This window comes from Stenotrophomonas sp. YJH_SMC_17 (assembly GCF_059371655.1).
The window spans coordinates 772,332-798,513 of the sequence record NZ_JCAFUU010000002.1; the positions used below are offsets into that span (position 1 = coordinate 772,332).

At 65.8% G+C, this 26,182-nt stretch carries 22 protein-coding genes; 15 read left to right on the plus strand and 7 right to left on the minus strand.

Going from position 1 to position 26,182, the window contains the following annotated elements; translation table 11 throughout:
• Nucleotides 1-212: 212 nt before the first annotated feature.
• The 5 genes from gyrA to AC5P8Z_RS08595 all read left to right on the plus strand — a co-directional run bounded on the left by gyrA (nt 213) and on the right by AC5P8Z_RS08595 (nt 8,758).
• Nucleotides 213-2,927 carry a DNA gyrase subunit A gene (gene gyrA, locus AC5P8Z_RS08575; RefSeq protein WP_286068974.1) on the plus strand — a complete coding sequence of 905 codons (2,715 nt, stop codon included), beginning with the start codon at nt 213-215 and terminating at the stop codon, nt 2,925-2,927.
• A gap of 384 nt (nt 2,928-3,311) precedes the next feature.
• A complete protein-coding gene (locus tag AC5P8Z_RS08580; protein ID WP_495228761.1) occupies nt 3,312-5,840 on the plus strand; it encodes a membrane-bound PQQ-dependent dehydrogenase, glucose/quinate/shikimate family in 2,529 nt (842 codons plus the stop codon).
• Nucleotides 5,841-6,059: 219 nt separating this feature from the next.
• Nucleotides 6,060-6,542: an REP-associated tyrosine transposase gene (locus tag AC5P8Z_RS08585; protein WP_286072045.1), complete on the plus strand. Its 483-nt coding sequence runs from the start codon at nt 6,060-6,062 to the stop codon at nt 6,540-6,542.
• A 232-nt stretch (nt 6,543-6,774) separates the two neighbouring features.
• Nucleotides 6,775-7,260, plus strand: a complete 486-nt coding sequence (locus AC5P8Z_RS08590; protein ID WP_495228763.1) for a DUF4952 domain-containing protein — start codon at nt 6,775-6,777, stop codon at nt 7,258-7,260.
• Nucleotides 7,261-7,324: 64 nt separating this feature from the next.
• Nucleotides 7,325-8,758, plus strand: coding sequence for a serine hydrolase domain-containing protein (locus tag AC5P8Z_RS08595; RefSeq protein ID WP_495228764.1), 1,434 nt, complete (start codon nt 7,325-7,327; stop codon nt 8,756-8,758).
• Between the two features lie 127 nt (nt 8,759-8,885).
• Here the strand turns inward: AC5P8Z_RS08595 and AC5P8Z_RS08600 are convergent, their stop codons facing one another.
• Complete coding sequence (locus AC5P8Z_RS08600) at nt 8,886-9,287, minus strand: DUF3037 domain-containing protein (RefSeq protein WP_495228766.1); 402 nt, start codon at nt 9,285-9,287, stop codon at nt 8,886-8,888.
• On the minus strand, nt 9,265-10,041 hold the full coding sequence (locus AC5P8Z_RS08605) for a HipA family kinase (RefSeq protein ID WP_495228767.1): 777 nt from the start codon (nt 10,039-10,041) through the stop codon (nt 9,265-9,267). Before AC5P8Z_RS08605 ends, AC5P8Z_RS08600 begins: the two co-directional genes overlap by 23 nt.
• A 458-nt stretch (nt 10,042-10,499) precedes the next feature.
• Between AC5P8Z_RS08605 and AC5P8Z_RS08610 the strand changes: the two genes are divergently transcribed.
• The 3 genes from AC5P8Z_RS08610 to AC5P8Z_RS08620 all read left to right on the plus strand — a co-directional run bounded on the left by AC5P8Z_RS08610 (nt 10,500) and on the right by AC5P8Z_RS08620 (nt 13,977).
• Nucleotides 10,500-10,829: a hypothetical protein gene (locus tag AC5P8Z_RS08610; RefSeq protein WP_286068966.1), complete on the plus strand. Its 330-nt coding sequence runs from the start codon at nt 10,500-10,502 to the stop codon at nt 10,827-10,829.
• Between the two features lie 162 nt (nt 10,830-10,991).
• Entirely contained in the window at nt 10,992-13,454 is a 2,463-nt protein-coding gene (locus AC5P8Z_RS08615) for a S9 family peptidase (RefSeq protein WP_295568712.1), read from the plus strand.
• A gap of 202 nt (nt 13,455-13,656) precedes the next feature.
• Nucleotides 13,657-13,977 (plus strand): hypothetical protein, encoded by a 321-nt coding sequence (locus AC5P8Z_RS08620; RefSeq protein WP_495228769.1) that lies wholly within the window; start codon nt 13,657-13,659, stop codon nt 13,975-13,977.
• A 13-nt stretch (nt 13,978-13,990) separates the two neighbouring features.
• On the opposite strand, the gene AC5P8Z_RS08625 is transcribed toward AC5P8Z_RS08620, so the two are convergent.
• Nucleotides 13,991-14,974, minus strand: a complete 984-nt coding sequence (locus tag AC5P8Z_RS08625) for a hypothetical protein (protein ID WP_495228770.1) — start codon at nt 14,972-14,974, stop codon at nt 13,991-13,993.
• Nucleotides 14,975-15,112: 138 nt separating this feature from the next.
• Here AC5P8Z_RS08625 and AC5P8Z_RS08630 point away from each other — a divergent pair, with 138 nt between their 5' ends.
• Nucleotides 15,113-16,078, plus strand: a complete 966-nt coding sequence (locus tag AC5P8Z_RS08630) for a DUF2268 domain-containing putative Zn-dependent protease (RefSeq protein WP_495228934.1) — start codon at nt 15,113-15,115, stop codon at nt 16,076-16,078.
• A gap of 47 nt (nt 16,079-16,125) precedes the next feature.
• Entirely contained in the window at nt 16,126-16,941 is an 816-nt protein-coding gene (locus AC5P8Z_RS08635; protein ID WP_495228772.1) for an SGNH/GDSL hydrolase family protein, read from the plus strand.
• Here AC5P8Z_RS08635 and AC5P8Z_RS08640 read toward each other — a convergent pair.
• Complete coding sequence (locus tag AC5P8Z_RS08640; protein ID WP_495228774.1) at nt 16,889-17,758, minus strand: LysR family transcriptional regulator; 870 nt, start codon at nt 17,756-17,758, stop codon at nt 16,889-16,891. The genes AC5P8Z_RS08635 and AC5P8Z_RS08640 overlap by 53 nt on opposite strands.
• Nucleotides 17,759-17,863: 105 nt before the next feature.
• Here AC5P8Z_RS08640 and AC5P8Z_RS08645 point away from each other — a divergent pair, with 105 nt between their 5' ends.
• A complete protein-coding gene (locus tag AC5P8Z_RS08645) occupies nt 17,864-18,997 on the plus strand; it encodes an agmatine deiminase family protein (protein WP_495228776.1) in 1,134 nt (377 codons plus the stop codon).
• A gap of 6 nt (nt 18,998-19,003) precedes the next feature.
• On the opposite strand, the gene AC5P8Z_RS08650 is transcribed toward AC5P8Z_RS08645, so the two are convergent.
• The gene (locus AC5P8Z_RS08650) at nt 19,004-19,549 is read right to left on the minus strand and encodes a thioesterase family protein (RefSeq protein WP_049458716.1); all 546 of its coding nucleotides are present in this window, start codon (nt 19,547-19,549) and stop codon (nt 19,004-19,006) included.
• A gap of 69 nt (nt 19,550-19,618) precedes the next feature.
• On the opposite strand from AC5P8Z_RS08650, the gene AC5P8Z_RS08655 reads away from it, so the two are divergent.
• From AC5P8Z_RS08655 to AC5P8Z_RS08670, 4 genes are all read left to right on the plus strand, one after another.
• A complete protein-coding gene (locus AC5P8Z_RS08655; RefSeq protein WP_495228778.1) occupies nt 19,619-20,194 on the plus strand; it encodes a TetR/AcrR family transcriptional regulator in 576 nt (191 codons plus the stop codon).
• Nucleotides 20,195-20,607: 413 nt separating this feature from the next.
• On the plus strand, nt 20,608-21,453 hold the full coding sequence (locus AC5P8Z_RS08660; RefSeq protein WP_495228779.1) for an energy transducer TonB: 846 nt from the start codon (nt 20,608-20,610) through the stop codon (nt 21,451-21,453).
• A gap of 240 nt (nt 21,454-21,693) precedes the next feature.
• Nucleotides 21,694-21,855, plus strand: coding sequence for a hypothetical protein (locus AC5P8Z_RS08665; protein ID WP_495228781.1), 162 nt, complete (start codon nt 21,694-21,696; stop codon nt 21,853-21,855).
• Between the two features lie 13 nt (nt 21,856-21,868).
• Complete coding sequence (locus AC5P8Z_RS08670; RefSeq protein WP_343229534.1) at nt 21,869-22,387, plus strand: hypothetical protein; 519 nt, start codon at nt 21,869-21,871, stop codon at nt 22,385-22,387.
• Nucleotides 22,388-22,433: 46 nt separating this feature from the next.
• On the opposite strand, the gene AC5P8Z_RS08675 is transcribed toward AC5P8Z_RS08670, so the two are convergent.
• Nucleotides 22,434-24,545, minus strand: a complete 2,112-nt coding sequence (locus tag AC5P8Z_RS08675; protein WP_495228782.1) for a TonB-dependent receptor family protein — start codon at nt 24,543-24,545, stop codon at nt 22,434-22,436.
• Nucleotides 24,546-24,738: 193 nt separating this feature from the next.
• Nucleotides 24,739-26,175 (minus strand): serine hydrolase domain-containing protein, encoded by a 1,437-nt coding sequence (locus AC5P8Z_RS08680; RefSeq protein WP_495228783.1) that lies wholly within the window; start codon nt 26,173-26,175, stop codon nt 24,739-24,741.
• Nucleotides 26,176-26,182 lie beyond the last annotated feature (7 nt).

The window sequence follows — 26,182 nt, forward strand, 5'->3', positions numbered from 1 at the left end:
GCAGGCCAATCCGCCGCAGCCGGGCACAGGCTCGGCTCTACAGGGGCGGCTGAACCCCCTAAGTTCCTGATTTGTGCAGGTAAAATCCCCGTAAAGGGAGGCGGAAAACGGCCTGTTGTGGTAGTATCCACAGGTTGAATCGAGGTTCCGGCACGACCCCCTCCCGCAGAGGGCTGCGCCGGACTGGACCGCTACCAGACAACGGAACCCGAATGGCAGAAACCGCCAAGGAAATCATCCAGGTCAACCTGGAAGACGAGATGCGCAAGAGCTACCTCGATTACGCCATGAGCGTGATCGTGGGCCGCGCGCTCCCGGATGCGCGCGACGGCCTCAAGCCGGTGCATCGCCGCGTGCTGTTCGCGATGAATGAACTGAACGCGCACAGCAACAAGCCCTACTTCAAGTCGGCACGTATCGTCGGTGACGTCATCGGTAAGTACCACCCGCATGGCGATCAGTCGGTATACGACACGCTGGTGCGCCTGGCACAGCCGTTCTCGCTGCGCTACATGCTGGTCGATGGCCAGGGTAACTTCGGCTCCATCGATGGCGACTCCGCCGCAGCGATGCGCTATACCGAAGCGCGCATGTCGCGCCTCGCGCATGAGCTGATGGCCGACATCGACAAGGAAACCGTCGATTTCCAGCCCAACTACGACGAAAAGGAACTGGAGCCGACGGTCATGCCGACCCGGTTCCCGAACCTGCTGGTCAATGGTTCGGCCGGTATCGCGGTGGGCATGGCGACCAATATCCCGCCGCACAATCTGAGCGAATCGATCAACGCCTGCATCGCGCTGATCGACAACCCGGAAATCGACGTCGACGGCCTGATGGAATACATCCCGGGCCCGGATTTCCCGACCGCCGGCATCATCAATGGCACCGCTGGCATCGTCGCCGGCTACCGCACCGGCCGTGGCCGCGTGCGCATCCGTGCCAAGGCCGATATCGAAGTTGCCGACAACGGCCGCGAATCGATCATCGTCACTGAAATTCCTTACCAGGTGAACAAGGCGCGTCTGATCGAGAAGATCGCCGAGCTGGTCAAGGAAAAGAAGATCGAAGGCATCAGCGAGCTGCGCGATGAGTCCGACAAGGACGGCATGCGCATCTACATCGAGATCAAGCGCGGTGAATCTGCCGAGGTTGTGCTGAACAACCTGTACCAGCAGACGCAGATGGAATCGGTGTTCGGCATCAACATGGTGGCGCTGGTCGACGGCCGCCCGCAGTTGATGAACCTCAAGCAGATGCTCGAGGCGTTCGTCCGCCACCGTCGCGAAGTGGTCACCCGCCGCACCGTGTTCGAGCTGCGCAAGGCGCGCGCCCGTGCCCACGTGCTGGAAGGCCTGACCGTCGCGCTGGCCAACATCGACGAGATGATCGAACTGATCAAGACCTCGCCGAACCCCAACGAAGCCCGCGAGCGCATGCTCGCACGCGTGTGGGAGCCGGGCCTGGTCGGCGCGATGCTGGGTGCCGCCGGTGCCGAAGCCTCGCGTCCGGAAGACCTGCCCAAAGGCGTGGGCCTGATCGAGGGCGGCTACCAGCTGACCGAGATCCAGGCCACCCAGATCCTGGAAATGCGCCTGCACCGCCTGACGGGGCTGGAGCAGGACCGCCTGACCGACGAGTACAAGCAGCTGCTGGAAGTGATCGCCGGGCTGATCCACATCCTGGAAGACCCCGACCGCCTGCTGCAGGTGATCCGCGAAGAGCTGGTCAGCGTCAAGGCCGAGTTCGGTGACGAGCGTCGTACCGAGATCCGCCACAGCGAAGAAGACCTGGACATCCTCGACCTGATCGCGCCGGAAGATGTGGTGGTCACCGTGTCGCACGCCGGTTACGTGAAGCGCCAGCCGGTGAGCGTGTACCGCGCGCAGCGCCGTGGCGGCCGTGGCCGTAGTGCGGCGGCGACCAAGGAAGAGGATTTCATCGAACAGCTGTGGCTGGTCAACACGCATGACACGCTGCTGACCTTCACCAGTTCGGGCAAGGTGTTCTGGCTGCCGGTCTACCAGCTGCCGGAAGCGGGTTCCAACGCCCGTGGCCGTCCGATCATCAACTGGATTCCGCTGGAACCGGGCGAACGCGTGCAGGCCGTGCTGCCGGTGCGCGAGTACGCCGATGGCCAGTTCGTGTTCTTCGCTACGAAGAACGGTACGGTCAAGAAGACCCCGCTGGGCGAGTTCGCCTTCCGTCTGGCCCGCGGCAAGATCGCGATCAACCTCGACGAGGGCGATGCGCTGGTTGGCGTTGGCCTGACCGACGGTGAGCGCGACATCCTGCTGTTCGCCTCCAACGGCAAGACCGTGCGCTTCGGCGAGGACAAGGTCCGCTCGATGGGCCGTACCGCGACCGGCGTGCGTGGCATCAAGATGCCGCCCGGCGAGGAAGTGGTCAGCCTGATCGTGGCCGAAAGTGCCGGTGGCATCGAGGACGAGAACGAGGACGACAACGGTGTCGAGGAAGCCGCCGCCAATGGCGATGCGGTGATCGACGGCGCCGACGACGCGAGCGTGCAGTACATCCTGACCGCCACCGAGAACGGCTACGGCAAGCGCACCCCGCTGCCGGATTACCCGCGCAAGGGTCGTGGCACCCAGGGCGTGATCGGCATCCAGACCACCGAGCGCAACGGCAAGCTGGTCGCCGCGGTGCTGATGGGTTCGGATGACGAAGTGCTGCTGATCTCCGATGGCGGCACCCTGGTGCGTACACGTGGCTCGGAAATCAGCCGCGTCGGCCGCAACACCCAGGGCGTCACCCTGATTCGCCTGTCCAAGGACGAGAAGCTGCAAGCGGTGGAACGCATGGATGCCTCCATCGAAGAGGACGAGGACGAGGTGGCGACTGCTGCCCCGGCCGCGGCCGAAGGCGCACCGGCTGCGGCCAGCAGCGAGGACGCCGCGCAGGAGTGATCCCGCCGCGATGAGACGTACCCGGCGACGCCGGCCCTGTGCCGGCGTCGTCATTTCTGCGGATCTTCCGGTCGTGGTGGATTCTCCGATCGCTGCGGACTATCTGATCGCTGCGGACCATCCGATTGCTGCGGACCATCCGATTGCTGTGGACCATCCGATTGCTGTGGACCATCCGATCGCTGCGGTAGAGTCGACTGTTAGTCGACTGCTCTGCGCACGGCGATGAAAAGCCCGCGCTGCGCGCGATAGTCGACTAACAGTCGACTCTACCCAGCCGACGATCACCCAGCCGACGCTCACCCCGTCAGGTCCACCCAGAAAATACGCGCGCGCTTCACATGTGCGGTGGGATAAGGGCGCATGCTGCCCCGGAGATCGACGATGTCCGCCACGCCGCAGTCCGATCCTGCTCCTGTCCGCACCCCGCGCCATCCACTGGTGACTGTGCTGTCGCTGTTGCTGGTCGTGCTCGGCCTGGTCATCGGCGGTCTCGGCGCATGGCTGCTCAGCCTTGGGGGTTCGGCGTACTACGCCATCGCAGGATTCGGCCTGCTGGCCAGCGGCATCCTGCTGTTCGGCAACCGTCGCAGCGGCGCGCTGCTGTACGCGCTGGTGTTCGTCGGCACACTCCTGTGGACCTGGTGGGAATCGGGCAGCGACTACTGGCGCTGGGTGCCGCGCCTGGGCCTGGTTACGGCCCTGGGCATCGTGCTGGCGCTGCTGGCACCGACCCTGCGTGAACCGGTGTCCAGACGCCTCTCGCGCAGCGTGGCTGGCCTGCTGATGCTGGTGTTCGTCGGCGCGTTCGGCCTCGCCTTTGCGCCACATGGCCAAGTGGACGGGCACCAGCCATTCCCGGAAGGGGCGGTCAGTGCCGGCCTGGACCCGACACGTGATACCACCGGACTGCAGCCTGCCGACCAGCCCGCGGACGCGGATTGGCCCGCCTGGGGCCGCAGCAATGCGGCCACCCGCTATTCCCCCCTGCAGCAGATCACGCCGGCCAATGTAGCGACCCTGCAGCTGGCCTGGCAGTTCCGTACCGGCGACCTGCCGAATAAGCGCTGGGGCGCGGAAACCACGCCGCTGAAGATCGGCGACCGCCTCTACCTGTGCACCGCGCGCAACCGCTTGATCGCACTCGACGCCAGCAGCGGCAAGGAGCTGTGGCGGTTCGATCCGAAGGTCAAGGACGCTTCGATTCCCTATACAGCTGCCTGCCGTGGCGTGAGCTACTACGAACAACCCAGCGCGCCGACCATCGCCGATGCGGTGCTGGCCGATGTCGCCGCCGATCTGGCCCTGCCTGAGCCGCCGCCGACGATCACCCGTAGTTCAGCGCCGGGCAGCCGGCCTGCGTGCTGGGCGCGCATCATTGAAGGCACGCTGGACGGCCGCATCATCGCGGTCGATGCGGACAGCGGACGCCCCTGCGCCAACTTCGGCAACAACGGCCAGGTCGACATCACCCTGGGCATGGGCGAAGTGCCGCCGGGGTATGTGTCGATCACCTCGCCGCCGGCGATCGTGCGCGGCGTCATCGTCACCGGCCACCAGGTGCTGGACGGCCAGCGCCGCGATGCACCGTCGGGGGTGATCCAGGCATACGACGTGACCACCGGCAAGCTGCGCTGGGCCTGGGACATGGACCAGCCCGAGCGTACTGGGCTGCCGCCACGCGAGCAGACCTACACCCGTGGCACGCCGAACATGTGGACCACGGCGACCGGCGATGAGGCACTGGGCCTGGTGTACCTGCCGCTGGGCAATTCCGCCGGCGACTACTGGAGCGGCTCGCGCACGGAAAACCAGAACCGCCATTCGACCTCGCTGGTGGCGATCGACGTGGCCACTGGCAAACCGGCCTGGCACTTCCAGGCGGTGCGCAAGGACGTGTGGGACTACGATCTGGGGTCGCAGGCCAGCCTGATCGACTACCCGACCGCGGCCGGCAAAGTGCCGGCGATCCTGCTGCCGACCAAGCAGGGCGACATCTACATCCTCGACCGTCGCAACGGCCAGTTGCTGAGTGCTGCCGAGGAGCGCAAGGTGCCCATCGGTGGTGTTGAACCCGAGCAGCGCTCGCCCACGCAACTGTTCTCGCTGTACCACACGCTGCGCCGCGAGCATGACCTGACCGAGCGCGACATGTGGGGGCTCACCCCGATCGACCAGCTGGTCTGCCGCATCCAGTTCCGCAAGGCCTACTACGAAGGCTTCTACACGCCGCCCAGCAGTGACCGCCACTCCATCGAGTACCCGGGTTACAACGGCGGCTCGGACTGGGGGAGCGTGTCCATCGATACGCGCCGTGGCGTGATCGTGGCCAACTACAACGACATGCCCAACTACAACCGGCTTGTGCCGCGTGCCGAGGCCGATCGCCTGGGGTGGCTGCCGCGCGAAAAGATCCGGTTCGACAAGGGCGGTGCCGAAGGCGCGGGTGATCCACAGGTGGGAACGCCCTACGCCATCCAGGTCAATGCCGGTTGGCGCCTGCCGTTCACCGGTCTGCTGTGCAAGCAGCCGCCCTATGGCGGCATCCGTGCCATCGACCTGCGCACCGGCAAGCTGTTGTGGGATCGTCCGTTCGGCAGTGCACGCGGCAATGGACCGTTCGGCATCCGCTCCGGCCTGCCGATCGAGATCGGTACGCCGAACAACGGCGGTTCGGTGATCACCGCCAGTGGCCTGATCTTCATTGCCGCCGCCACCGATGACCTGCTGCGTGCCATTGATCTGAAGACCGGCAAGGAGCTGTGGCATGCCAAGCTGCCAGCGGGCGGGCAGGCCAACCCGATGGTGTACGAGCAGGCCGGCCGCCAGTACGTGGTGATCATGGCCGGCGGCCACCACTTCATGGAGACCCCGAAGGGCGATTACGTGATGGCATTTGCCCTGCCCAGGTAGTGCCGACAGGGTATAACCGATTGGGTAGAGTCGACCGGGTAGAGTCGACTGTTAGTCGACTGCTCTTTTTTCCCGCGCTGGAAAGCCCCAGCTTCGCGCGACAGTCGACGCTACCCGGACGACTCCACATCCCCGGACGCTGTATCGAGATGATCCCTGATCCTGGCGTTGGCAATGAACCGATGTCGGGAATCCATCCTGGCGGGCATTCTTGAACGCATGCCCAGCCCTCAACTGCTTACCGGCCGCCGATCCATCGTCGGCAACGTCTACACCATCACCATGGTGTGCAGGAACCGCCATCGCGTCTTCGATTGCCCTGCCAATGCCGACCTTGCCATGCAGCTCCTTGGATCGATGGATCGGGAAGGCCTGACTGCGTCGCTTGCCTGGGTGATCATGCCGGATCACATCCACTGGCTGGCTCAACTACGTGGCCATTCGCTGGGCTACTGCGTGCAGCGCTTCAAGGCGCGCAGCAGTTTTCTGATCAACCGGCGGCGAGGGAAGCAGGGTGCAATCTGGCAGGCGGGTTATCACGACCATGCGATCCGCAGTGACGCGTCGCTCCAGCGGCACGCCGGCTACATTCTGGCAAATCCCGTTCGAGCGGGTCTTGCCGAGCAGGTGGGTGACCATCCCTACGGATGGTGCCGCTGGCCGCTGAGCGAGCTGGAGTCGCCCTCCGAGGGTGAATGCTGATACAGCCAACTCGGTAGATCCGACCGGATAGGGTCGACCGGTTCTCTCGATCACGCTGGGAGGCCTGCGCTACGCGCGATAGTCGACTAACAGTCGACTCTACCTTGCCGGTCTACCGAGGGGTTACACCGTCACCACCACGTTGTGACGCTTCAGCGAAGAGAGCATGGCGCGGCGATAGCGCAGACATCGGTTAGCATTCCGGCGACTCTCTGCGAAGGATCGCCCCGTGATGTCTGTTCCGATGTTCCATCCTGCCCTCTACGTTCTGCTGCTGGCGTCGTTGTCCGGCGGCCGCGCGCCTGCGCAGGCGCTGGCCGACTGGGAGCTGCAGGGTCGTGCCGACGGCCTGGCGCGACCAGACACCCCCTGCCAGGATTTCCTGCAGGCAATGGGGCGGAAGCCGGCAGGGCTGGAATATGTGGGCTGCACCCAGGACGACGTGTCCTACATCAAGCCGATGCAAGCCCACTACCGCGTTGCCGGCGCCCGCGCCGAGCAGGTCGAAGCGTATCTGCATGCAACGTTCGGCATGCCCGTGCTGCGCTACACCTGCTGCGGCTGGAGCAATGGCGGGCCCTACACCTGGCGTGAAGGTGCAGACACGGTGAGGTACCAGATCGGGATGGGCGTGGAGTCGCTGCCGCATGAGCGGGCCGAGTGGCGGCGCATCGAAGCATTCAACGTTACGGTGGAGGTGTTTCGGCAGAGCCCGTAGCGTGGATGCGGCAGGCGGATGCTTGCTCTAGGATGCGTGCAGGGATCCCTGCAAAAGAACTGCGATGAAGGCTGTTGGACGTCTGCTGCTGTGCGCTGCGCTGGCCTGTCCGCTTCTGACGGCCGCGCCGGTTTTTCCTGCGGCTGGCGCAACCACCTCCGAACCTGCACATCCGCATGCGCAGGACGCCATCGATGACTGGCTTGCGGCTTTCAACGCAGGCAGTCTCGATGCGTTGCAGGCTTTCGCCGACAAGTATGCGAAGAAGGAAGGCAGCGCTCCCAAGGACTATCTCGAGTTCCGCGAGAGCACCGGCCTGCTGCGCGTGCTGGAAAAGGGCGAACACGCGCCCGGCCACGCGAAGCTGCTGGTGATGGGCGAGCTGAACGAGCGTGCGATGTGGGTGACGGCGGAAATGGACCCGGACCATCCAGCACACCTGAAGCTGTTCCAGATCGAAGGCACCGAAGTACCGGACAAGTACACGCCGGAGCGTGTTGCGTTGCCGGTCCTGATGGCTGACGCCAGGACGAAGCTGGACGCGTTGCGCGCACAGGACGCGCTGTCGGGAGCGTTGCTCGTGGCGCGTAACGGCCAAGTGCTGCTGGATTGGCGGGGCGGCCAGGCAGATCGCGAAAGCGGTACTCCGGTGCGGGCGGACACACGCTTCCGGTTGGCCTCGTCCAACAAGATGTTCACCTCGGTGGCCATCCTGCAGCTGGTGCAGGCCGGCAGGCTGGGGCTGGACGATACGATCGGCAAGCACCTGCCCGACTACCCGAACAAGGCTGTCGCCAATGTGGTGACGGTTCGCCAGTTGTTGACCCACACCAGTGGCCTTGGCGATTTTTTCGGCGATGATTTCGATCAGTATTCGGCCTCGCTGAAGACGCTGGATGACTACGTGCAGCGCTTCGCCAAGGATGCACCGCAGTTCGCGCCCGGTAGCCAGGACAGCTACTCCAACTACGGTTTCATCGTGCTGGGGCGCATCATCGAGGCCGTTTCAGGGCAGTCGTACTACGCCTACGTGGACGACCACATCCTGCGACCGGCTGGCATGACCGGCACCGGCTTCGAACCGGAAACGGTGAAGGTGCCACAGCGTGCCGTTGCCTACACGAAGACGAACGGGCAATGGACGCGTGAAACGAAGTCGCTGCCCTGGCGCGGCATGTCTGCCGGAGGCGGCTACAGCACGGCCACCGACATGCTGAGGTTTGCCGAGGCGTTGCGCGGCGGAAAGCTGGTCTCGCCGGCACTGCTGCAGCAGGCCACCACGGCACAGAATCACAAGCGATGGTATGGCTTTGGCTTCGTGGTGCAAGGCGAGGGCAGGGAACACCAGTACGGCCACGAGGGCGGTGCGCCGGGGTCGAACAGTGCCATCGTGGTGATGCCTGCGCAGGGGTATGTGATCGTTGGCCTGGCCAATGTTGATCCGGACGGAATTGGCAACGTGGTCAATTACATCGCGCGGCGGTTGCCGTTGCAGTGAGCGCGGGGCGATGCGTGTAGAGTCGACCGTTGGTCGACTATCGCGCGAAGCGCGGGCGTTTCGATCTTTCCGCGAACGGCAGTCGACTAACAGTCGACTCTACCCAGTCGACGTCACCCAATCGACGTCACCCGGTCGCTGCCGGCACCCGCACCATCTTCGTCATCAGATGCTCCACCACACCGGCCGGATCGGCGGTACGACCCACATGCGTGCTCGACATCTGCACGATCGAGCTGCGCTTGGCGGTGAGGAAGTGGAACCGTGCACGCGCCGGCAGCTGTGCGATCGGCCCAGCGCCGGCATCACCGCGGCAGATCGCCACGATCGCATCCAGCCACGGCTGCAATGCGTCCTGGTCAAGCGCCGGCGCGAACGCGTGCAGGCGCGCCGGATCGATTTCGATGGCCGCTTCCAGATGTCGCGCACCCGGACAGGACACGATCACCCCGACGTTGATGAACTCTTCGCGTTCCACCCGCGGCACCACGCGGATGACCGCGTAGTCATACGTGTGCAGCGTGGGCACGAATGGCCTCCTGCACGAACACCGCACGCACCTTCAGGCGGTGCTTGAGATAGTTGATGTAGCCCTGGCGATAGGCCTGCGGGTTGTCGAAGGCCGGTTCGTCCACCAGCCAGCTGTCCGGCACCAGGCCGACGATCCGCTCGATCTCGGCATCGGTCAGGCGAGCGGCCAACTCTGCATCCACCTCGGCGATGCGGCTGGCGAATGACAGCAGCACATGGTCGCGGATCAGCACGAACGGCTTCTCGCAGGCATCGCCAGCATTGGCCCAATCGTGGTGGAAGTACATCGCCGCGCCGTGGTCGATCAGGTACAGCTTGCGATGCCACACCATCAGGTTGGGGTTGCGCGTGGTGCGATCGACATTGCTGGTGAACGCATCGAACCAGACGATGCGCGAGGCCAGGTCGGCGTCCACCGGCATCGCCGCCGGGTCGTAGTTGATCGCACCGGGCAGGTAGTCCAGGCCCAGGTTCAGGCCCTCGCTGGCGCGGATCAGTTCCTGGATCTCCGGGTCGGGCTCGGTCCGGGCGAACTCCCGATCCAGCTCCACGAACAGGATTTCCGGAATCGGCAGGCTCAGCGTGCGCGCCATTTCCCCGGCGATCAGTTCGGCGATCAGCGCCTTCGGGCCCTGGCCGGCGCCACGGAACTTTAGCACGGCCATGCCGTCATCGTCGGTCTCGACGACGGCGGGCAGCGAGCCACCTTCCCGCAGCGGGGTGATGTAACGGAGGGCATGTACGGTACGCATGCCTGCATTCTAGCGTGGCGCCGCGGCGGACGTGCCGCCGCGGACCGGGGCGCCAGCTTAATGAACGGGTACCGCGCGAATCACCGCATACAGGCTGCCTGCAATCTTCACTTCGTCCTACCGCGCGCAGTGGCAGCATTCCTTCCAACGGAGCAACACGCCCGCGTGTGACCTTCAGCAGGAGGCCGTCATGCCGCTACAGTGCAGCTGTCACGCTTCACCGTGTACGCAACGCAACGCGTGGTGTTGACCCTGACCTGACACGGCCACGCCATCAGCACGGATGGCCGTCTTCCGCAGTTCCATACACCGTTCAAACATCGCGACCACCGGCACCCCCGGTGGGGCATGCGATCCAGCTACCTGCGCCCCGAGATGGATCCCTGCATTGCCGATGGCGTCGGCAACGTCGGGGCCGCCGAATCCACGATCTCTCCACAGGCTTTGGAGGTGCACCGATGAGCGACGAATTCAATCCCATGTTGCCACCCCTGGACGACGCCAAGGCCGAGGAAATGATCGGCAAGGTCGTGCTGGTCGGTGTCACCCGTTATGGCGGCGACGGCCAGGTGCAGGGTCTGGAACAGTACGCCGGCACCGTGCTGCGCATCAGCGCCGACGAGGGGGTGGTGCTGGCCGATGAAGACGATGGCCACGAGCGCTACCTGCCGCCGATGCTCGACCAGTACCGGCGGGCCGAGCCCGGCGAGTACCGAATGCGCAACAGCGGAATGATCGTAGTCGACCCCGATTACCTCACCGCCTGGGACCTGCACGCCCAGCAGTAGCGCCAGGCCATGCCGGGAGGTGCCAGCGGTCGGCAGCGACCAGCGCTCCACTTTGCCCCATCCGGCCACTAGCCCTTCCGGCCCATTCACGACAACCCCTGCGGTGCTAGATTCGGGCCCTTGCCCGTTTCCGGGCTCCCATTCACACCCCAGGGGATAAGGATGCTCATCCGTCGTACCTCTCTGGCGGCGGCCGTTGCCGTTGCCACCTTCGGCCTGCTGGCCACTGGCCCGGCGCTTGCCGATTACGCAAAGCCGCCGGAACACCTGCTCAAGGTGCTGAAGGCGCCGCCGCCGCCGGCGCCGAACGTGGCCCCGGGCGGTCAGCGCCTGTTGCTGACCACCGCGCAGACCTACCCGTCGATCAGCCGCGTTGCCCAGCCGTACCTGAAGCTGGCCGGTGTGCGCCTGGAGCCGAAGAACCGCAGCCGCCATGACACCCCCGGTGGCTACGGCATTCCGGCCTGCGTGGCTGACTTCACCCTGGTCGACATCGGCAGCGGCAAGGAGACCAAGGTCAACCTGCCGCAGGGCTGCGCCACCGGCGCGCTGTGGTCGGCCGATGGCAGCCATTTCGCCTTCCAGAACGCGGTCGATACCAGCGTGCAGTTGTGGGTGGGCGATGCCGCGACCGGGCAGGTGAAGCAGATCCCGAACGTGCAGCTGAACCCGATCTTCGGCAACACCGTGCAGTGGCTGGGCGGCAGCCAGAACCTGCTGGTGAAGCTGGTGCCGGCCAACCAGGGCCCGGTGCCGTCCAACGGCGGCGTACCGACCGGCCCGGACGCGCAGGAATCGCTGGGCAGCAGTGGCGAGAGCAGCACGTACGAAGCCCGCGACACGCTGACCAGCGTGCATGACGAGAAGCTGTTCGCCTATTACGGTGCCTCGCAGCTGGCCGTGGTCGATACTGCAGCCGGCAGCGTGCGCCCGGTCGGTCAGCCGGCACTGTTCAACGACGTCAGCGCCGCGCCCGATGGCGTGCATGTGCTGACCGAGTCGATCAAGGCACCGTATTCGCATGCGGTAACCTACCAGCGCTTCGCCAACGACGTGGCGGTGCTGGATATCGCCAGCGGCAAGTCCACGCCGATCGCCAGCCTGCCGCTGGCCGACCGCGTGCCGGTGCACGGCGTACCGGAAGGTCCGCGCGGTTTCGACTGGCGTGCCACCGATCCGGCCACCCTGGTCTATGCCGAAGCGCTGGACAAGGGCGACTGGAAGGTCAACGTGCCGCATCGCGATCGCGTGCTGATGCTGAAGGCACCGTTCAACGGCAAGCCGACCGAGATCACCCGCACCACGCAGCGCTTCGAAGGTTTTGCGTGGACCGCCGATCCGGCCGTGGCGTTCCAGTACGAGAACGACGAGAACCGCCACTGGATGCAGACCCGCGTCGTCGATGTGGATCAGCCGAAGAAGGAAGGGCGCCTGCTGTGGGACATGTCCAGCGACGAGCTGTACGCCAACCCCGGCAACCTGGTGTTCACCCGCCTGCCGAATGGCGCCCAGGTCGTGCGCCGTGAGGGCAACCATGTGTTCCTCAGCGGCCGTGGCGCGTCGCCGCAGGGCGACCGTCCGTTCCTGGACCGCCTGGACCTGGGCACGCTGAAGAGCGAGCGGCTGTTCCGCAGCAGTGCCGACGCCTACGAACAGTTCCTCGGTTTCAGCAGCACGCCGGGGCGCTACCTGACCTGGCACCAGTCGGTGATCGATCCGCCGAACGCCTTCATCCGCCAGCAGGGTGAGGCGGTGGCCGACGCGAAGGCCGGCGAGGCGCAGTTCGCGTCCACCGCGACCGCGCTGACCAAGCTGGTCGACCCGACCCCGGAAGTGCGCCAGATCAAGAAGCAGCTGGTGACCTACAAGCGGGCCGATGGCGTGGACCTGTCGTTCACCCTGTACACGCCGCCGGGCTACAAGGAAGGCCAGCGTGTGCCGGCGATCCTGTACGCCTATCCGGCCGACTTCGCCAACGCCGCGCAGGCAGGGCAGGTGTCGGGTTCGCAGCAGACGTTCACCCGCCTGCAGCCGTACCGCTTGATGCTGCTGGCCGGTTACGCGATCATCGACAACGCCTCGTTCCCGATCGTCGGCGACCCCAAGAACGCCTACGACACCTACCTGGAGCAGCTGGAAGCTGACGCCAAGGCCGCAGTGGACAAGGCAGTGGACATGGGCGTGGTCGACCGCAACCGCATCGGCGTGACCGGTCACAGCCACGGCGGCCTGATGACCGCCAACCTGATCGCCCACACCAACCTGTTCAAGGCCGGCGTGGCGACCAGCGGTTCGTACAACAAGACCTTCACTCCGTTCGGCTTCCAGAACGAGCGACGTTCGGTGTGGCAGGCGCAGGACGTGTACCTGAAGGCGTCGCCGTTCTTCTATGCTGACAAGATCAAGCTGCCGCTGCTGCTGGTCCACGGTGAGGACGACGCCAACCCGGGCACCGAGCCGTTCCAGTCGCGCAAGCTGTACCAGGCGATCCGTGGCAACGGGGGTACCACCCGCCTGGTGATGCTGCCGAACGAGCCGCACTGGTACACCGCGCTGGAATCGAACGAACAGTTGGTGGCGGAAATGCTGCACTGGTTCGACACCTACGTGAAGAACGCCAAGTAAGGGAACAGGAAGGCCGCCTTCGGGCGGCCTTCCTGCATCCTGCTGCAGAGCCGAGCCCACGCTCGGCGATCCGTCCGCCTGTAAACAGTTGCACGTGCTCTGCAATCAACTGTGGAGACTCGGTAACGACGTGTTACCGGCACATTCCAGCGCGCTGCAAATGGACTAGGCTGAGCCCGTAAGTTCGTTCCAGGTCGGTGCGATGAAAGCCATCCTTCTTGCTGCAACCTTGTCGTTGATCCTGGTTTCAACCGCCCCTGCCCAGTCACTGCCCACCGAACTGACGCAACTGGGGATCATCGCCGGCATGCCCTATGCCAAGGCCAAACGCCTGCTTGATGCAGCGGGCTGGCAGGTGAAGCCGGCCCAAGGCGCGCCGGAATCGCTGGATGGCTTTCCGGAAGTGGGATGCCAGAAGGGCGGAAAGCAGTGCGCAACGACCTTCGAGAAAGGCGAACAGCAGGTCGCGGTGCGGCTGGGCACCACCCTGGCAGGGCAGCCGTTCGTACAGGGCGCTGATTGAACGCCTGCTGCGCTCACGCCAGCGGCAGACGGTCCTGCGCGTGCGACAGCCGGTCGTGCAGCGCACGCACGTGCTCGGCCCTGGCATGGATGCGCCCGGTATCGCCGAAACTGCGCAGATAGGCGCAGGCGGCAAAGCCAGTACTCTTCTTTTCGTATTCGGCAATCCAGGCCAGACGGTCCGGGTTGTTGGCCTGTTCGGCTGACCACGCGGCCACCGGTGGGCGGATGCGGTATTTCAGGCCGACGCGCCACGGCTTCGGTGTCAGTCGCGCACGGAAGCAATGCTGCAGCCGGCACATGCGCGCGTAGAGGGCGTCGGTGCCCAGTGTCTTGAAGAAGGCCTGCAGCTGCTCGTCCTCGGGCGAGAACGTGGCATGCATGGCCAGCACGCGTAGTCCGGCCGGCGTGCGGTAGGCGCGCAGATGCCAGTCCGGATGCTGTTCGCTGAAGGCCGCGACCCGCTGCAGCGCCACACCTTCGGCGCCACCGGCAGCGGCCAGCCGCCGCTTGCGCTGCATCAGCATCGCGGCATTCACCAGCACTACGGCCGCCACGCCCAGTACCAGTCCCACCAGCCAGTGCCACAGCAGGGTACCGATGATGGCACCAGCAAACAGCAGCGCTGCGGCGATGACAGCGGGCATCACGCAACCCGCCGGTGGCTGCGCATGGTCGATATCGGCGAACAGCACGTCAGGCGTATTGAGGCAGAGCGCACCGTAGCTGTTGCGGGTGATGATGACGTCGCCGTCGCGCTGCACGATCTGCTCGCGGATCGGAACGCCTTCCACGCCGTAGTTGCTGCGCACTTCGCGACGCGGCAGCACCTGCCCGGCAAGGATGGCGTTGAGTGCTTCGTTGGCGCGCCGGTCGGCGTGGTCCTGGGCTTGGGCTGGGCCTTCGTCGGACCAGCCAAAGCGGCGCACGACCACCGGCCGGCCACGGAAACGGGCCTGCAGGCGGGCTTCAGCCCAGTACGCGGGAACGATCATCATCGTGCGGTGCTCCATCTTCCATGGCAGGTGCCGAAGCGAGTCTGGCACAGCGCCGGGGCGCCCGCATCCGCCTGCTGCAGTGGGTCGGGCGGAGTGATAGATTGCGCGCTTCGCATGCACTCCACCAAGGACGGAGCGATGTTCATGATCCTGCGCGGCCTGTTGGCCCTGGCCTGTGCCGGGGCGATGGGCGCGGTCACTGCAGCGGTACCGGCGGGGCCGCAGATCCTCACCGAGGATGCCAGTCGTTTCTATGCACTCTATGACAGCGCTGGCGGCACGCCGAGCGTTGCCCAGCTGCGTGGATACATGGCGGAGGGTTCGGCCGGCCTGGCCGAGTTGGCCAAGGCGCGCCGGGTCACTCCGGAGCGGATTGCCGAGTCCATCGCCAGCCAGCCGGAGCTGTATGCACAGGGGCGGAACTGCCTGGCCGAGCTGCCGGCGGTGAAGCGACGGCTGGTACAGGTGTTCGCCAACCTGCAGGCGATCTACCCGCAGACCCGGTTCCCGCCAGTGACCCTCGCGGTGGGCCGCGGCCGCCCTGTGGGGCTGACCTCGGAGAGCGGGGTGATCATCGGCCTGGAAGCGCTGTGCGCGGCCGACTTCATGAATCCCAATGTGCAGGATCGCTTCGTGCATGTGATCGCGCACGAATACGTGCACATCCAGCAGACCGGCCTGACCGACTTCGAGCCGGGTGACCCGCAGGCGACGGTGCTGCGCGTGTCGCTGGGCGAAGGCATCGCCGAATTCATCACCGAACTGGTTTCCGGCAATGTCGGCAACGGTCGCCACGCGGCCTGGACACGCGGCCGCGAAGTGCATATCGAAAGCGCGTTCGCGCTGGATCTGGACAGCACCGATCTGTCGCCGTGGCTGTACAACTACAAGCCGGGCTCGCAGGAGCCCTATGACCTCGGCTACTGGGTGGGCTACCGCATCGCCAAGGCCTATTACCTGCAGGCCAGGGACAAGCGTGATGCGGTGCGTGCGCTGATCCAGCAGGACAACCCGAAGGCGATCCTGGCCGCCAGTGGTTGGACGCCGGGGATGTGGATGCCAGCGAAGGTGACCGGCGTGGCGGCGCGTACGGCGGCACGCTGAGCGCGGTGCAGGACGCTAGACTGTTCCGATGAACCGGGAGAGTCTCCATGCGTAGTCCTGTTGTGCTTGCCAGAATGGCCGCCATTTCCCTGGGCATGGCCTTGACCGTTCCGGCGGTTGCTGCTGAATCGAACGCAGTCAATCCGCTGCTGTTGAAGCCGGTCGAACAACTGCGCGCCGACGAGGTCCGTTTCATGCAGCAGCGCCTGGCCGACTGGCCGCAGCTGCGTCACTATCGTGAAGCCAACGCGCGGCTGCCTGCGGCGGTACCAGGCCAGCCGCGCGTGGTGTTCTTCGGTGACTCCATCACCGAGGGGTGGGGCAGGGAAGGCGGCGCCTCGTTCTTTCCCGGCAAGGGCTGGCTCAACCGTGGTATCAGTGGCCAGACCACGGCGCAGATGCTGGTGCGTTTCCCGCAGGACGTGCTGGCGCTGAAACCACAGGTGGTGGTGATCCTGGCCGGCACCAACGACATCGCCGGCAATACCGGCCCCTCCACGCAGGCGATGATCGAAGACAACCTGCACGCCATGGTGGACCTGGCACGCGCGCACGGCATCGGTGTAGTGCTGGCTTCGGTGCTGCCGGTGAGCGAGTACCCGTGGATGCCGGGCATCACCCCGGCGCCGAAGGTGCGCGCGTTGAACACGGCGTTGAAGCGCTACGCCGAGGCAAAGCAGCTGGTCTATCTGGACTACCACGCGCCGATGGCCAATGCGGCCGGTGGCCTCGATCCGCAGCTGGCCGAGGACGGCGTGCATCCCACCCCGAAGGGCTATGCGGTGATGGCGCCACTGGCCGAGGCGGCGGTCAAGCGCGCGCTGGATCAGGCAGGCTCGTCAGCAACCACTCGCAGAAACTGACCACCAGCGGATCGGCCGCGCTGTCCTCATGCACCAGCCAGCTCCAGCGCGGGCCGCGCACGCGTGTCTCGTCCAGTGGATGCAGCAGGCCTTGGTCGCAGGCGCGGGCCGCCAGCAGCTCACTGACCAGCGCGATGCCCAGCCCTTGGCAGGCAGCATCCAGCAGCTGTCCGGGCTCGGAGAAATTCATGCCTTCGCGGCGCTGGCCGACATCGGCGCCACCCTGTACCTGCCACTGGCTCCAGTCCATTTCGCGCTCGCCATGCAGGGTCAGGCGTTCATGCACGGGCGTGGCCAGCAGGTCGGGATGGCAGGCCGGAAAGAGGCGATCCTGCAGCAGCACGCGATGGTGGCACTGCGCCTGCGAATCGAGGTCATCGCGTACCGACACGTCCAGCGTCTGCGTGGTCATGTCCGGCGCGTCCTCACTGGTCAGCAGCCACAGGTCGGCACCGGGATGCAGGCGATGGAACCCGGCCAGGCGCGGTACCAGCCAATGGCGCGCGAACGCGGGGCTGGTGTTGACGATCAGTTGATTCGGCTTGCGGTACTGATCGAGCCGGCGGATGCCGCTGGCCAGCTGCCGCAGCAGTGACTGCGTTGTTTCCAGCAGGTCGACGCCGGCGTCAGTGAGGGAGACGCTGCGGCCCTGCCGGAAGAACAGCGGCTGCTGCAGCGATGTCTCCAGGCCCCGGATCTGCTGGCTGATGGCCGATTGGGTCAGGTGCAGTTCCTCGGCCGCGCGGTGGAAACTTCCCAGCCGTGCGGCAGCCTCGAAACCCCGCAGGGCGTTCAGCGGTGGCCAGTGCTTGAGCATTCAAGATAAGTAAAACTGTTCAATTGATGGCTGAATCTATCGTTTGTTCTTATGTCTGGGCAAGCGCAGCATGGTGCCCATTCCACACCGGCCCTGGAGCCCGTCATGAACAGCCGTCGTCACTTCCTCACCCAACTGGCTGGCGCCGCTGGTCTTGGTGGCTTGGCCGCCCTCGGCCTGGCAGGGCTGCCGGGTCGCGTCGCTGCGGCCGGACCGAGCGCGGGCACCTGGCGCATGCCGGACGAGCACGGTCCACAGGAGCGCGTCTTCCTGGCCCTTGCCGCGCAACCGCGGGTCTGGGGTGCGCAGGCCGACGCGGTGAACACCGCCGTGGCCCGCCTGGCCCGCACCATCGCCCGCTACCAGCCGGTCAGCGTGCTGTGCCGCCCGGCGCAGCGGAAGCTGGCGCAGGATCGCTGCGGCCGCGACAACATCGAGTTCCTCGAGGTGCCGCTGGATGACATCTGGGTGCGCGATTACGGCGGTTGTTTCGTCACCGACGGCAAGGGCGGGCTGGGCCTGGTCGACTTCAACTTCAACGGCTGGGGTGGCAAGCAGAGCGCACGCAACGATGGCGCGGTGGCGCCATGGCTGGCGCAGGTGACCGGTGCCACGCTGCTGGAAAGCGATCTGGTGGGCGAGGGCGGCGGCATCGAAGTCGATGGCCATGGCACGGCCATCCTCACCGAAAGCTGCTGGGTGAACCGCAACCGCAATCCCGGCTGGACGCGCGCGGAGATCGAGGAAGAACTGAAGCATCACCTTGGCCTGCGCAAGGTGATCTGGCTGCCCGGTATCGCCGGCGAGGACATCACCGATGCGCACGTGGATTTCTATGCGCGCTTCGTGCGGCCGGGCGTGGTGATCGCCAACCTGGACAACGATCCGGAGTCCTACGACTACGAGCTGACCCGCGAGCACCTGGACATCCTGCGCGGGGCCACCGATGCCGATGGCCGCCGCCTGCAGGTGCACACGCTGTCGCCGCCGCGGGACGGGCGAGACAACGTGCATACCCGCGACAACGATGACCTGGCGATGGGCTACATCAACTACCTGCCGATCAACGGTGCGGTGGTCGCGCCGCAGTTCGGCGACGATGCTGCCGATCGCTATTGCTGCGAACTGCTGGAAGAGCTGTACCCCGGCCGGGACATCGAGCAGGTGGACATCGACGCGATTGCCGGCGGCGGCGGTGGCATCCATTGCGTGACCAAGAACATGCCGAAGGTCGGGTGACGCGTCTCAGGCGTCGTCCTGCTTCAACGCGGCATCGGCCGCCAGCAACGCTTCGGCGGCAGCACTGAGTGGCGGCGAGGGCGGGGCGACCACGCCGATGGCTTCCATCATCTTCGGCATGCCCAGGAACTGGCGTGCGCGGCGGTCGTAGATGCCGGTGACCAGCAGCGCGCGCGTGGCGATCTTCTGCTCGGCGCCGATCAGCACGCGCTGCTCCATGATGCCGCGCGAGCCGACCCAGCCCACCAGGCGCGTTTCCAGGGTGAAGCGCTGGAACGGCTTCAGCTCGCGACGGAACTGGATGGTGCCGGCACCGACGATCGGAGCCCACTTCTCGCGCAGTGCCACCCGGCCCAGGCCCATGCGCAGGATCAGGTCCAGCCGGCCCAGGTCGAAGATGTTCCAGTAGCGGCCGTTGGTCATGTGCAGGTTGCTGTCCAGGTCGTTGGGCAGTACCCGGAACTGCAGCCGCGAAACCCCGAATGGGGCATCCAGCTTCGGCCGGAACAGGCTGCACAGCAGCAGGTGGAGCAGGCGGAACCAGAGATTCATGGCTATGACGACTGTTATAGAGCGGCCGGTACGCTAATCTATGACGACTGTCTTAGCAAGGCGCCCCCCGTGAGCCCACGACCCTCTGATGCCCCGCAACGGGTGATTGATGCCGCAGCACAGATGCTGGCGCGGGTGGGCCTCAATGCCACCAGCATCCGTGAGGTGACCAAGCTGGCCGAGGCACCGCTGGGCTCGACCTATCACCATTTCCCGGGCGGCAAGCAGGAACTGCTCGCGCGCGCCATCTACATGGCCGGCGACAAGGTGGAGGCGCTGCTGGTGGAGTTGCTGAAGGAAGGAGCGGCGCAGGGTCTGCAGCAGTTCCTGGCGATGTGGCGCGAGCGCCTGCTGCGTTCCGACTTTCGCGCAGGCTGCCCGGTGCTGGCCGCGGCAGTCGAAGAGCCGGTGGAAGCCGTGCCCAGCCAGCCACGTGTTGCTGCTGCCGAAGTGTTCGCGCGCTGGCGGTGGCATCTGGCCGCTGCCTTCATTGCCGACGGCCACGAACCTGAGGCGGCGGATGGACTGGCCAGCCTGGTGATCGCCAGCGTGGAAGGCGCCGTGGCGATGTGCCGCGCACTGCAGGACATCGCCCCGTTCGACCAGGTCGCAGCGCAGTTGCTGAAGGCCGTAGCGCGGCCTTGATCCGGCCGTATCCGGTAGATCCACGCCACGCATGGATGGGGTCTGGAGGATGCCGGTTGAACGATGTTGCACGCCCTCTGGACGTGCCGCCCCATCACGCTAGAATCCGCCCATCACCACCTACGCGTGCCCGGCAAGGACGTCCGCATGCAGCATCAGGTTCCCGAGGTCCATGGCCGCGATGCCTCCCGCCTACTGGCGGCGACATGAGGCATTCGCGCGGCTTTCCCGCCAGTGCATTGACGTTGCCGAAACATCATGGCAGCGAGGTCATGCGTGCGGCTGGCCACGCACGCAGGTGGCCATGATCGTCGCGTTGACCGGCGCCTGCGCTGCCCAATGGCGGTAATGCTGACCTGGTGGTACTGCAGTTCCGGGCGATTTCCCCTGTACTTCACTTTTCCAGGATCTTCATGCGACAGCGCACTGCACGGAAACGCGTCCTGGCCACAACGGTCGTTCTATCGATGGTTGCAGTCGCAGCGCTGATGGCCAGCGTGCGCCCGCAGTGGCGGCAGGATGTCGGCCCGCCGCCGATCAACCTGGGAACTGCACAGATGCAGGCCGAAGTGATGGCAGAGCTCATCGACCTGCGACCGACACCACCAGGACATCCGCCCGTACCACCGACTCCAATCAAGGCAGTCTCCTCCCCGATGCTGACCGGTAATAGTGGGTTCGCGACCGCGGCGGTGCCGCTGGAAGACGTCGAGCCAGCACACTTCGAGCCGCGCGGCTGGGAGCCCGACATGCCATTTGCCGTGATGGAATGGACTGCGCCTACCTGCGGTGAAGGAGATCCTGCTTCGGTCTGCCAGGTTCGTCACAGCGTCGTCGAGTGGCGCGATGAAGACAGTGCGGCGTCCTTTCAACTGCAGCAGCAGCTGGAGTCGATGCTGCAGGTTGTGAACCGCCGGGCTGTACGGGTACCCGACCTCGCGTTTGAGCTTGCACACGTGCGGGCGCAGCGGATGACGTGGGACGAGCTTCAGCAACGGCGGGCGCGCGGTATCGAGGGATGCACGGGTGGCCCGGGCAATCCCGATCTGGGCGTTGTCTATCTGCAGCGTCCTGTGTTCAGCCTGGACGGGAACTGGGCAATGGCATCGGTCGCCTCGGATCTGTGCAATGGAGGAATGTCGATGCGCCTGATCTATCTTCTGCACCGCAGGAATGGCGGATGGGAGCGCATTCGAGTGGAGCCTGTCCGCCCTATGGGCTTTGGACACGGCCTGTGGCCTGCGTTGGCGGAGTCGTGATGACAGATACCTCGTTCAAGCCAGACCGTGACTGCCAACAACGGATCGCCTGGCGACGCATTGCATCGTTGGCGGCGGCCCTTTCGGCTTTGGCTCTCATGGCCGGGATATGCCGCCTGCGCCCGAGGTGGCAGCAGGCGATAGCAGGGGGGCGGGGCAACGGTGCATGGGCCGACTCGGACGTACGACCTCGTCGCCTATCTGACCCGGCCCGTTTTCAGCGCCGATGGGCAATGGGCTATGATCGCGGTCGCCTGGGATACGTGTTTCGATCATTTCGTCTACCGGGAGCTTGTCGTACTGCATCGCGAACAAGGACGCTGGATGGCCGACCCGCCGGAACGGGGTCTGGGCGGCGTATGGGACGGCCGCATGCTGCGGCCCTGGACGTACAACCACTGACGAGGAAGAGCGCATGGATGTCGCTGCACGCAGGAACAGGACGTTGTTTCGTTGGATCATGGTGACGCTGCTGGCGGTACTGATGCCGTTTGCAGCAGTGGCGCAGCCCGCAGCCGGACAGGCCGATACCGCCGAAGCCGCCACCGCTGCGGAGGAGGCGCAATGCCGCGCCTGCAGCTATGAGCGTATCGGGCACAAGGTCGATATCGGTCTGGTTGCGCTGGTGTCGCTGCTGGTGGTGGGCCTGCTGCTCGCGGCGTCGCGGGAATGGGGCACCACGTCGCAGCGCTGGACCTGCCGCACGCTGTCCCTGCTGCTGGTGGGTGTCGGTGCGGCGTTGCTGTGGTGGGCTGGCAGTGTCGTCTACCTGGGCTACAACCCGTGGCAGGAAATGGCCGCCCCCGTCGATGGCTCGCTCACCTCGACACTGCTCACTACCTCGCCGAAGTGGCTGGCGGCGCTGGTGTTGATGGGTTTCGCGCCCTCCATCTGGAAGCGTAGCGAACGTCTGCCGGCCTGGCGTATCGGCTGACCCTGGAACGACGGCGCCGGCTCACATCCGGCGCCGCCTGCGGTAATCAGTCAAAGCGCCAGCGCACGCCTGCATAGACGCCACGGCCTTCGCCCGGCGTCGAGCGCGCGACATCCTTGCCGGCGTCGTCGTAGCCCGGCGCGACCGTGGCCGCGTAGTGGCGGTTGCCGATGTTGCGCATCTCCGCCCACGCCTGCCAGCGGCCACCGGGTGCGTCGTAGCCGATGCGGCTGCCGAAGATCACGTGGCTGTCGGCCCAGTAGCTGTTGGCGTAGTCCACTGCGATACGCGAGGCGTATTCGGTGTTCAGCGCGGCGTACAGGCCGGAGGCATGATCGAAGCGCAGCTCGGCCTGATAGCTGTGGCGCGGCAGGCCGGGCAGGCGGTTGCTGCCGAAGCGCGCGTCGTGGCGGTAACGGAAATCGCTGAAGGCGTACGCCTGGCGCAACGACAGGCGCCCCGGCGTGGCCTGCCACAGCGTGCTGTCCAATCCGGCTTCGATGCCACGGTGCACGGTGGGGCTGGCGTTGTTCTCTGCGATGAACAGGTTCGGTACCGGCTGCAGTTCCACGCTCAGCAGTTCGTGGTTCACATGTGCGTAGTAGCCGGTCAGTTCCCAGCGACCGAGCGCAGCGTCGCCGCGCGCACCCAGTTCCAGCGTGGTGGCGGTCTGGTTCTGCATCGGTACCGGCGCGCGCTGGCGGCCTGTAGACGGGCCATTGCCCGGCCCGAAGTACTGGTTCGAGCCCCAGATCATCGACCACGGGTGCGGCGCCTCCACCGAACGGCTGAGGTTGCCGAACCACTGCGTCTGCGCACTGTGCTGCCAGGTGAAGCCCAGGCGCGGCGCGTAATCCCAGTCGTGGTCACGCAGGCGGCCACCGCTGCTTGGCCAGGTCACCTGTACGTCGCGGCGGGTGTTGATCAGTGCCAACCCGGTCTGCATGCGCAGTCGGTCATTGAAGGTGAGGGTGTTGCTGACGTGCAGCGTGCTGTCGGTGCCGTGGTGGCGGAAGTCACGCGTGCGCGTACCGGCGGCATAGCCGTTGCTGGCAAAGCGCAGCGACTCGCGCACGTCGGCGTCCAGGTCGTGGGTGACGCGCAGGCCGACCGTAGTCTCGCTGTCCAGGCCGAACAGCCGGTGGCGATGACTGTAGTCCAGCGTGGCGTTGAGGTTGGCGTAGTCCAGCTGCTGCCGGTACAGGCTCTCGTTCAAGTCCATCGGGTAGGTGTGGTAGACCAGCCCGGCCTGCAGCGAGGAATCCTCATCGATCTGCAGCGTGGTGACATTGCCCACCCAGGTGCTGCCCGGCTGCGGGCGGCGCGCATCGATGGCCAGGTTGGCCGCGTTCGCCGCGTGCGGGTCATTGCGGATCTGGTCGCGGGTCAGGCGACCGGGTGTTTCGTGATTGGTCTCGCGGTAGCGCACGAAGAAGCGCGTCTGCAGGTCGGGCGTGATCTGCCAGCCGATGTTGGCCATCGCGCCCTTGCCGTCGCCGCGCGCATGGCGCTGATAGCCATCGAACTGGGTATCGGTGTAGGCCAGGAAGTAATCGACATCGCCACTGACGCCGCCCCAGCTGATGCCGCGTTTCTGGTAGCCACGGCTGCCGGCCTCGTAGTGCAGCTGCACGCCCGCCGAATCACGACCGCTGCGGCTGACGTAGTCGATGGCGCCGCCGAGGGCCAGCGCGCCGCGTTCGAAGCCGTTGGCGCCGCGCAGGACTTCCACGCGCGACAGCCACAGGGGTTCCAGCAGTTCGTAAGGCGTGCCACCCGGGCCGGTCAGGGGCAGGCCGTCGATCGACACCGCAATTCCCGAGGCATGCGCGCCCGGCCCCCGGTTGATGCCCGAGCCACGGATCGAGACCTTGGTGCCCTCGTTGCCGGGCGACTGCGCGCTGATGCCCGGCTGCAAGCCCAGCACATCGGCGCTGCTGGACAGGCGGCTGTCGGCCTTGGCGACCTCGATGACGTTGCTGGCACCGGGAACGCGCTTCAGCGCCTCGCGCGCCTGGGCACTGGCATCGGCGGCAGCGGTGACCCGTACGGCATCAAGGGTGGTGGCCTGCGGTGCGGCGACGGCGGTGGAAGCCAGGCTGAAGGAAACAGCCAGGAACAGCAGGGACGGGGTAGGGCGGTGAGACAGGAGCGACATGCGGAATTCTGTAAACCACGGAAGTGTCGCGCAAGTTAACAGGACGATGGCCCCCACGTCACCCTCCATCTGCGTATGGCCACCTGTGGTGGCCCTGTAGAGCCGAGCCCATGCTCGGCTATCGCGCGCAGCGCGGGTTCTCTGCGATCGCCACGAACAGCAGCCGAGCATGGGCTCGGCTCTACAGCAGGGTTTACGGCGAAGGCTTCGCCAGCGCCTTGGCCTTCGCGTACAGCGCTTTGGCAATCTCTGCATCGCCCAGCGCGGCATGGCATTCGGCCAGGCTGTCCCAGACGTTGGCCGATTGCGGAGACAGCTCGGTGTTGAGCGTGAACACCTTCAATGCCCTGCGTGCACCCAGGCTCTCGCGGATGGCATAGCCATCGGCATTGATCGCACGCTCCAGTTCATCGGTCGCAATGCCGCTGCTGTCACGCAACCACGTGCGCAGGGCCGGTGCAGCGCCTGCATCATCATCCAGCGCATAGGCAATCAAGCGTTCGGACAACACCGCATGCGGAAACTCCTCCGATGCGGCCACCGCCATCGTGCTTTCCACCAACGTGCTCGACCACACATTGCGCGCACTGCCGCTGGTCAGATACACGAACACCCAGTAGCCGCTGGCCAGCGTGCCCTTGTAGGCCAGCCGCGCACGCACGCGGGTGCCGCCATCATGGCCGACCTGGGTGTAGCCGTCGCTGCGCGTGGTGTCCCAGCCGGTGGAGAAAAAATTTCTGCCGCCGCCGCTCAGCGTCTGTGGCTGCCAGAGCTTTTCCAGCGTGGCTGTACGCAGCAGCTTGCCGGTCGCCAGTGCCTGCAGGAAGCGGTTCATGTCGCCCACGGTGGTCTGCAGGTCGGCATGGCCCCAACCGTATCTCGGCCACGGGTCTTCATTGGCGGGCTGCAGTTGGCCGTCCTTGCCGATGTAAGGAACTGCCGCACGCTGCGTCGGCACGCTGGCCACGCCCCAGGAGGTGCTGGCCATCTTCAGCGGCTGCAGGATGCGTTCGCGCGCGATGGCCGGGTAGGGCTTGCGATAGTGCGCTTCCAGCAGAGCCGTCAGCACCAGGTAGTTGGCCTGGGTGTACTGCACGCGGTTGCCGGTGGCGAACCGCATCGGCGCGGCCGCGGCGACCTTCAGCGCTGCCGCAAGATCCGGCGCGACGCCACTGTAGCCCTTGCTGATCCAACGGTTGTCGACCCGCTCGTAGTACTCGCCGATGCCCGAACTGTGGTTGAGGAAGTCGCGCACCGGGATCGTCCGCCAGGCAGCCGGCAGGTCCGGTACATAACGGCTGGCCGGTGCATCCAGGTCCACCTTGCCTTGATCCACCAACTGCATCACCAGCGTGCTGGTCAGCAGCTTGGCCATCGACTGCGCAGTGAAAATGGAATCGACGGTCGCCGGCGCGTGGGTAGCGGGATCACGTTCGCCGCTGGCGCCCTGGTACAGCACTTGTCGGTTGTGCCCGACCAGCACCGCTTGCCCGGCAATGCCGTAGCGCTCGCGATTGGCCTGCAGTTGGGTGTCGAGCTGTGGAGAGAGGTTATCGGGAGCACTGCGCGCCGAAACGGGCTGGGTGGCCATCAGGAAGCAGTAAAGTGCAACGGCAAGAGCGCGATGCATCGCAGTG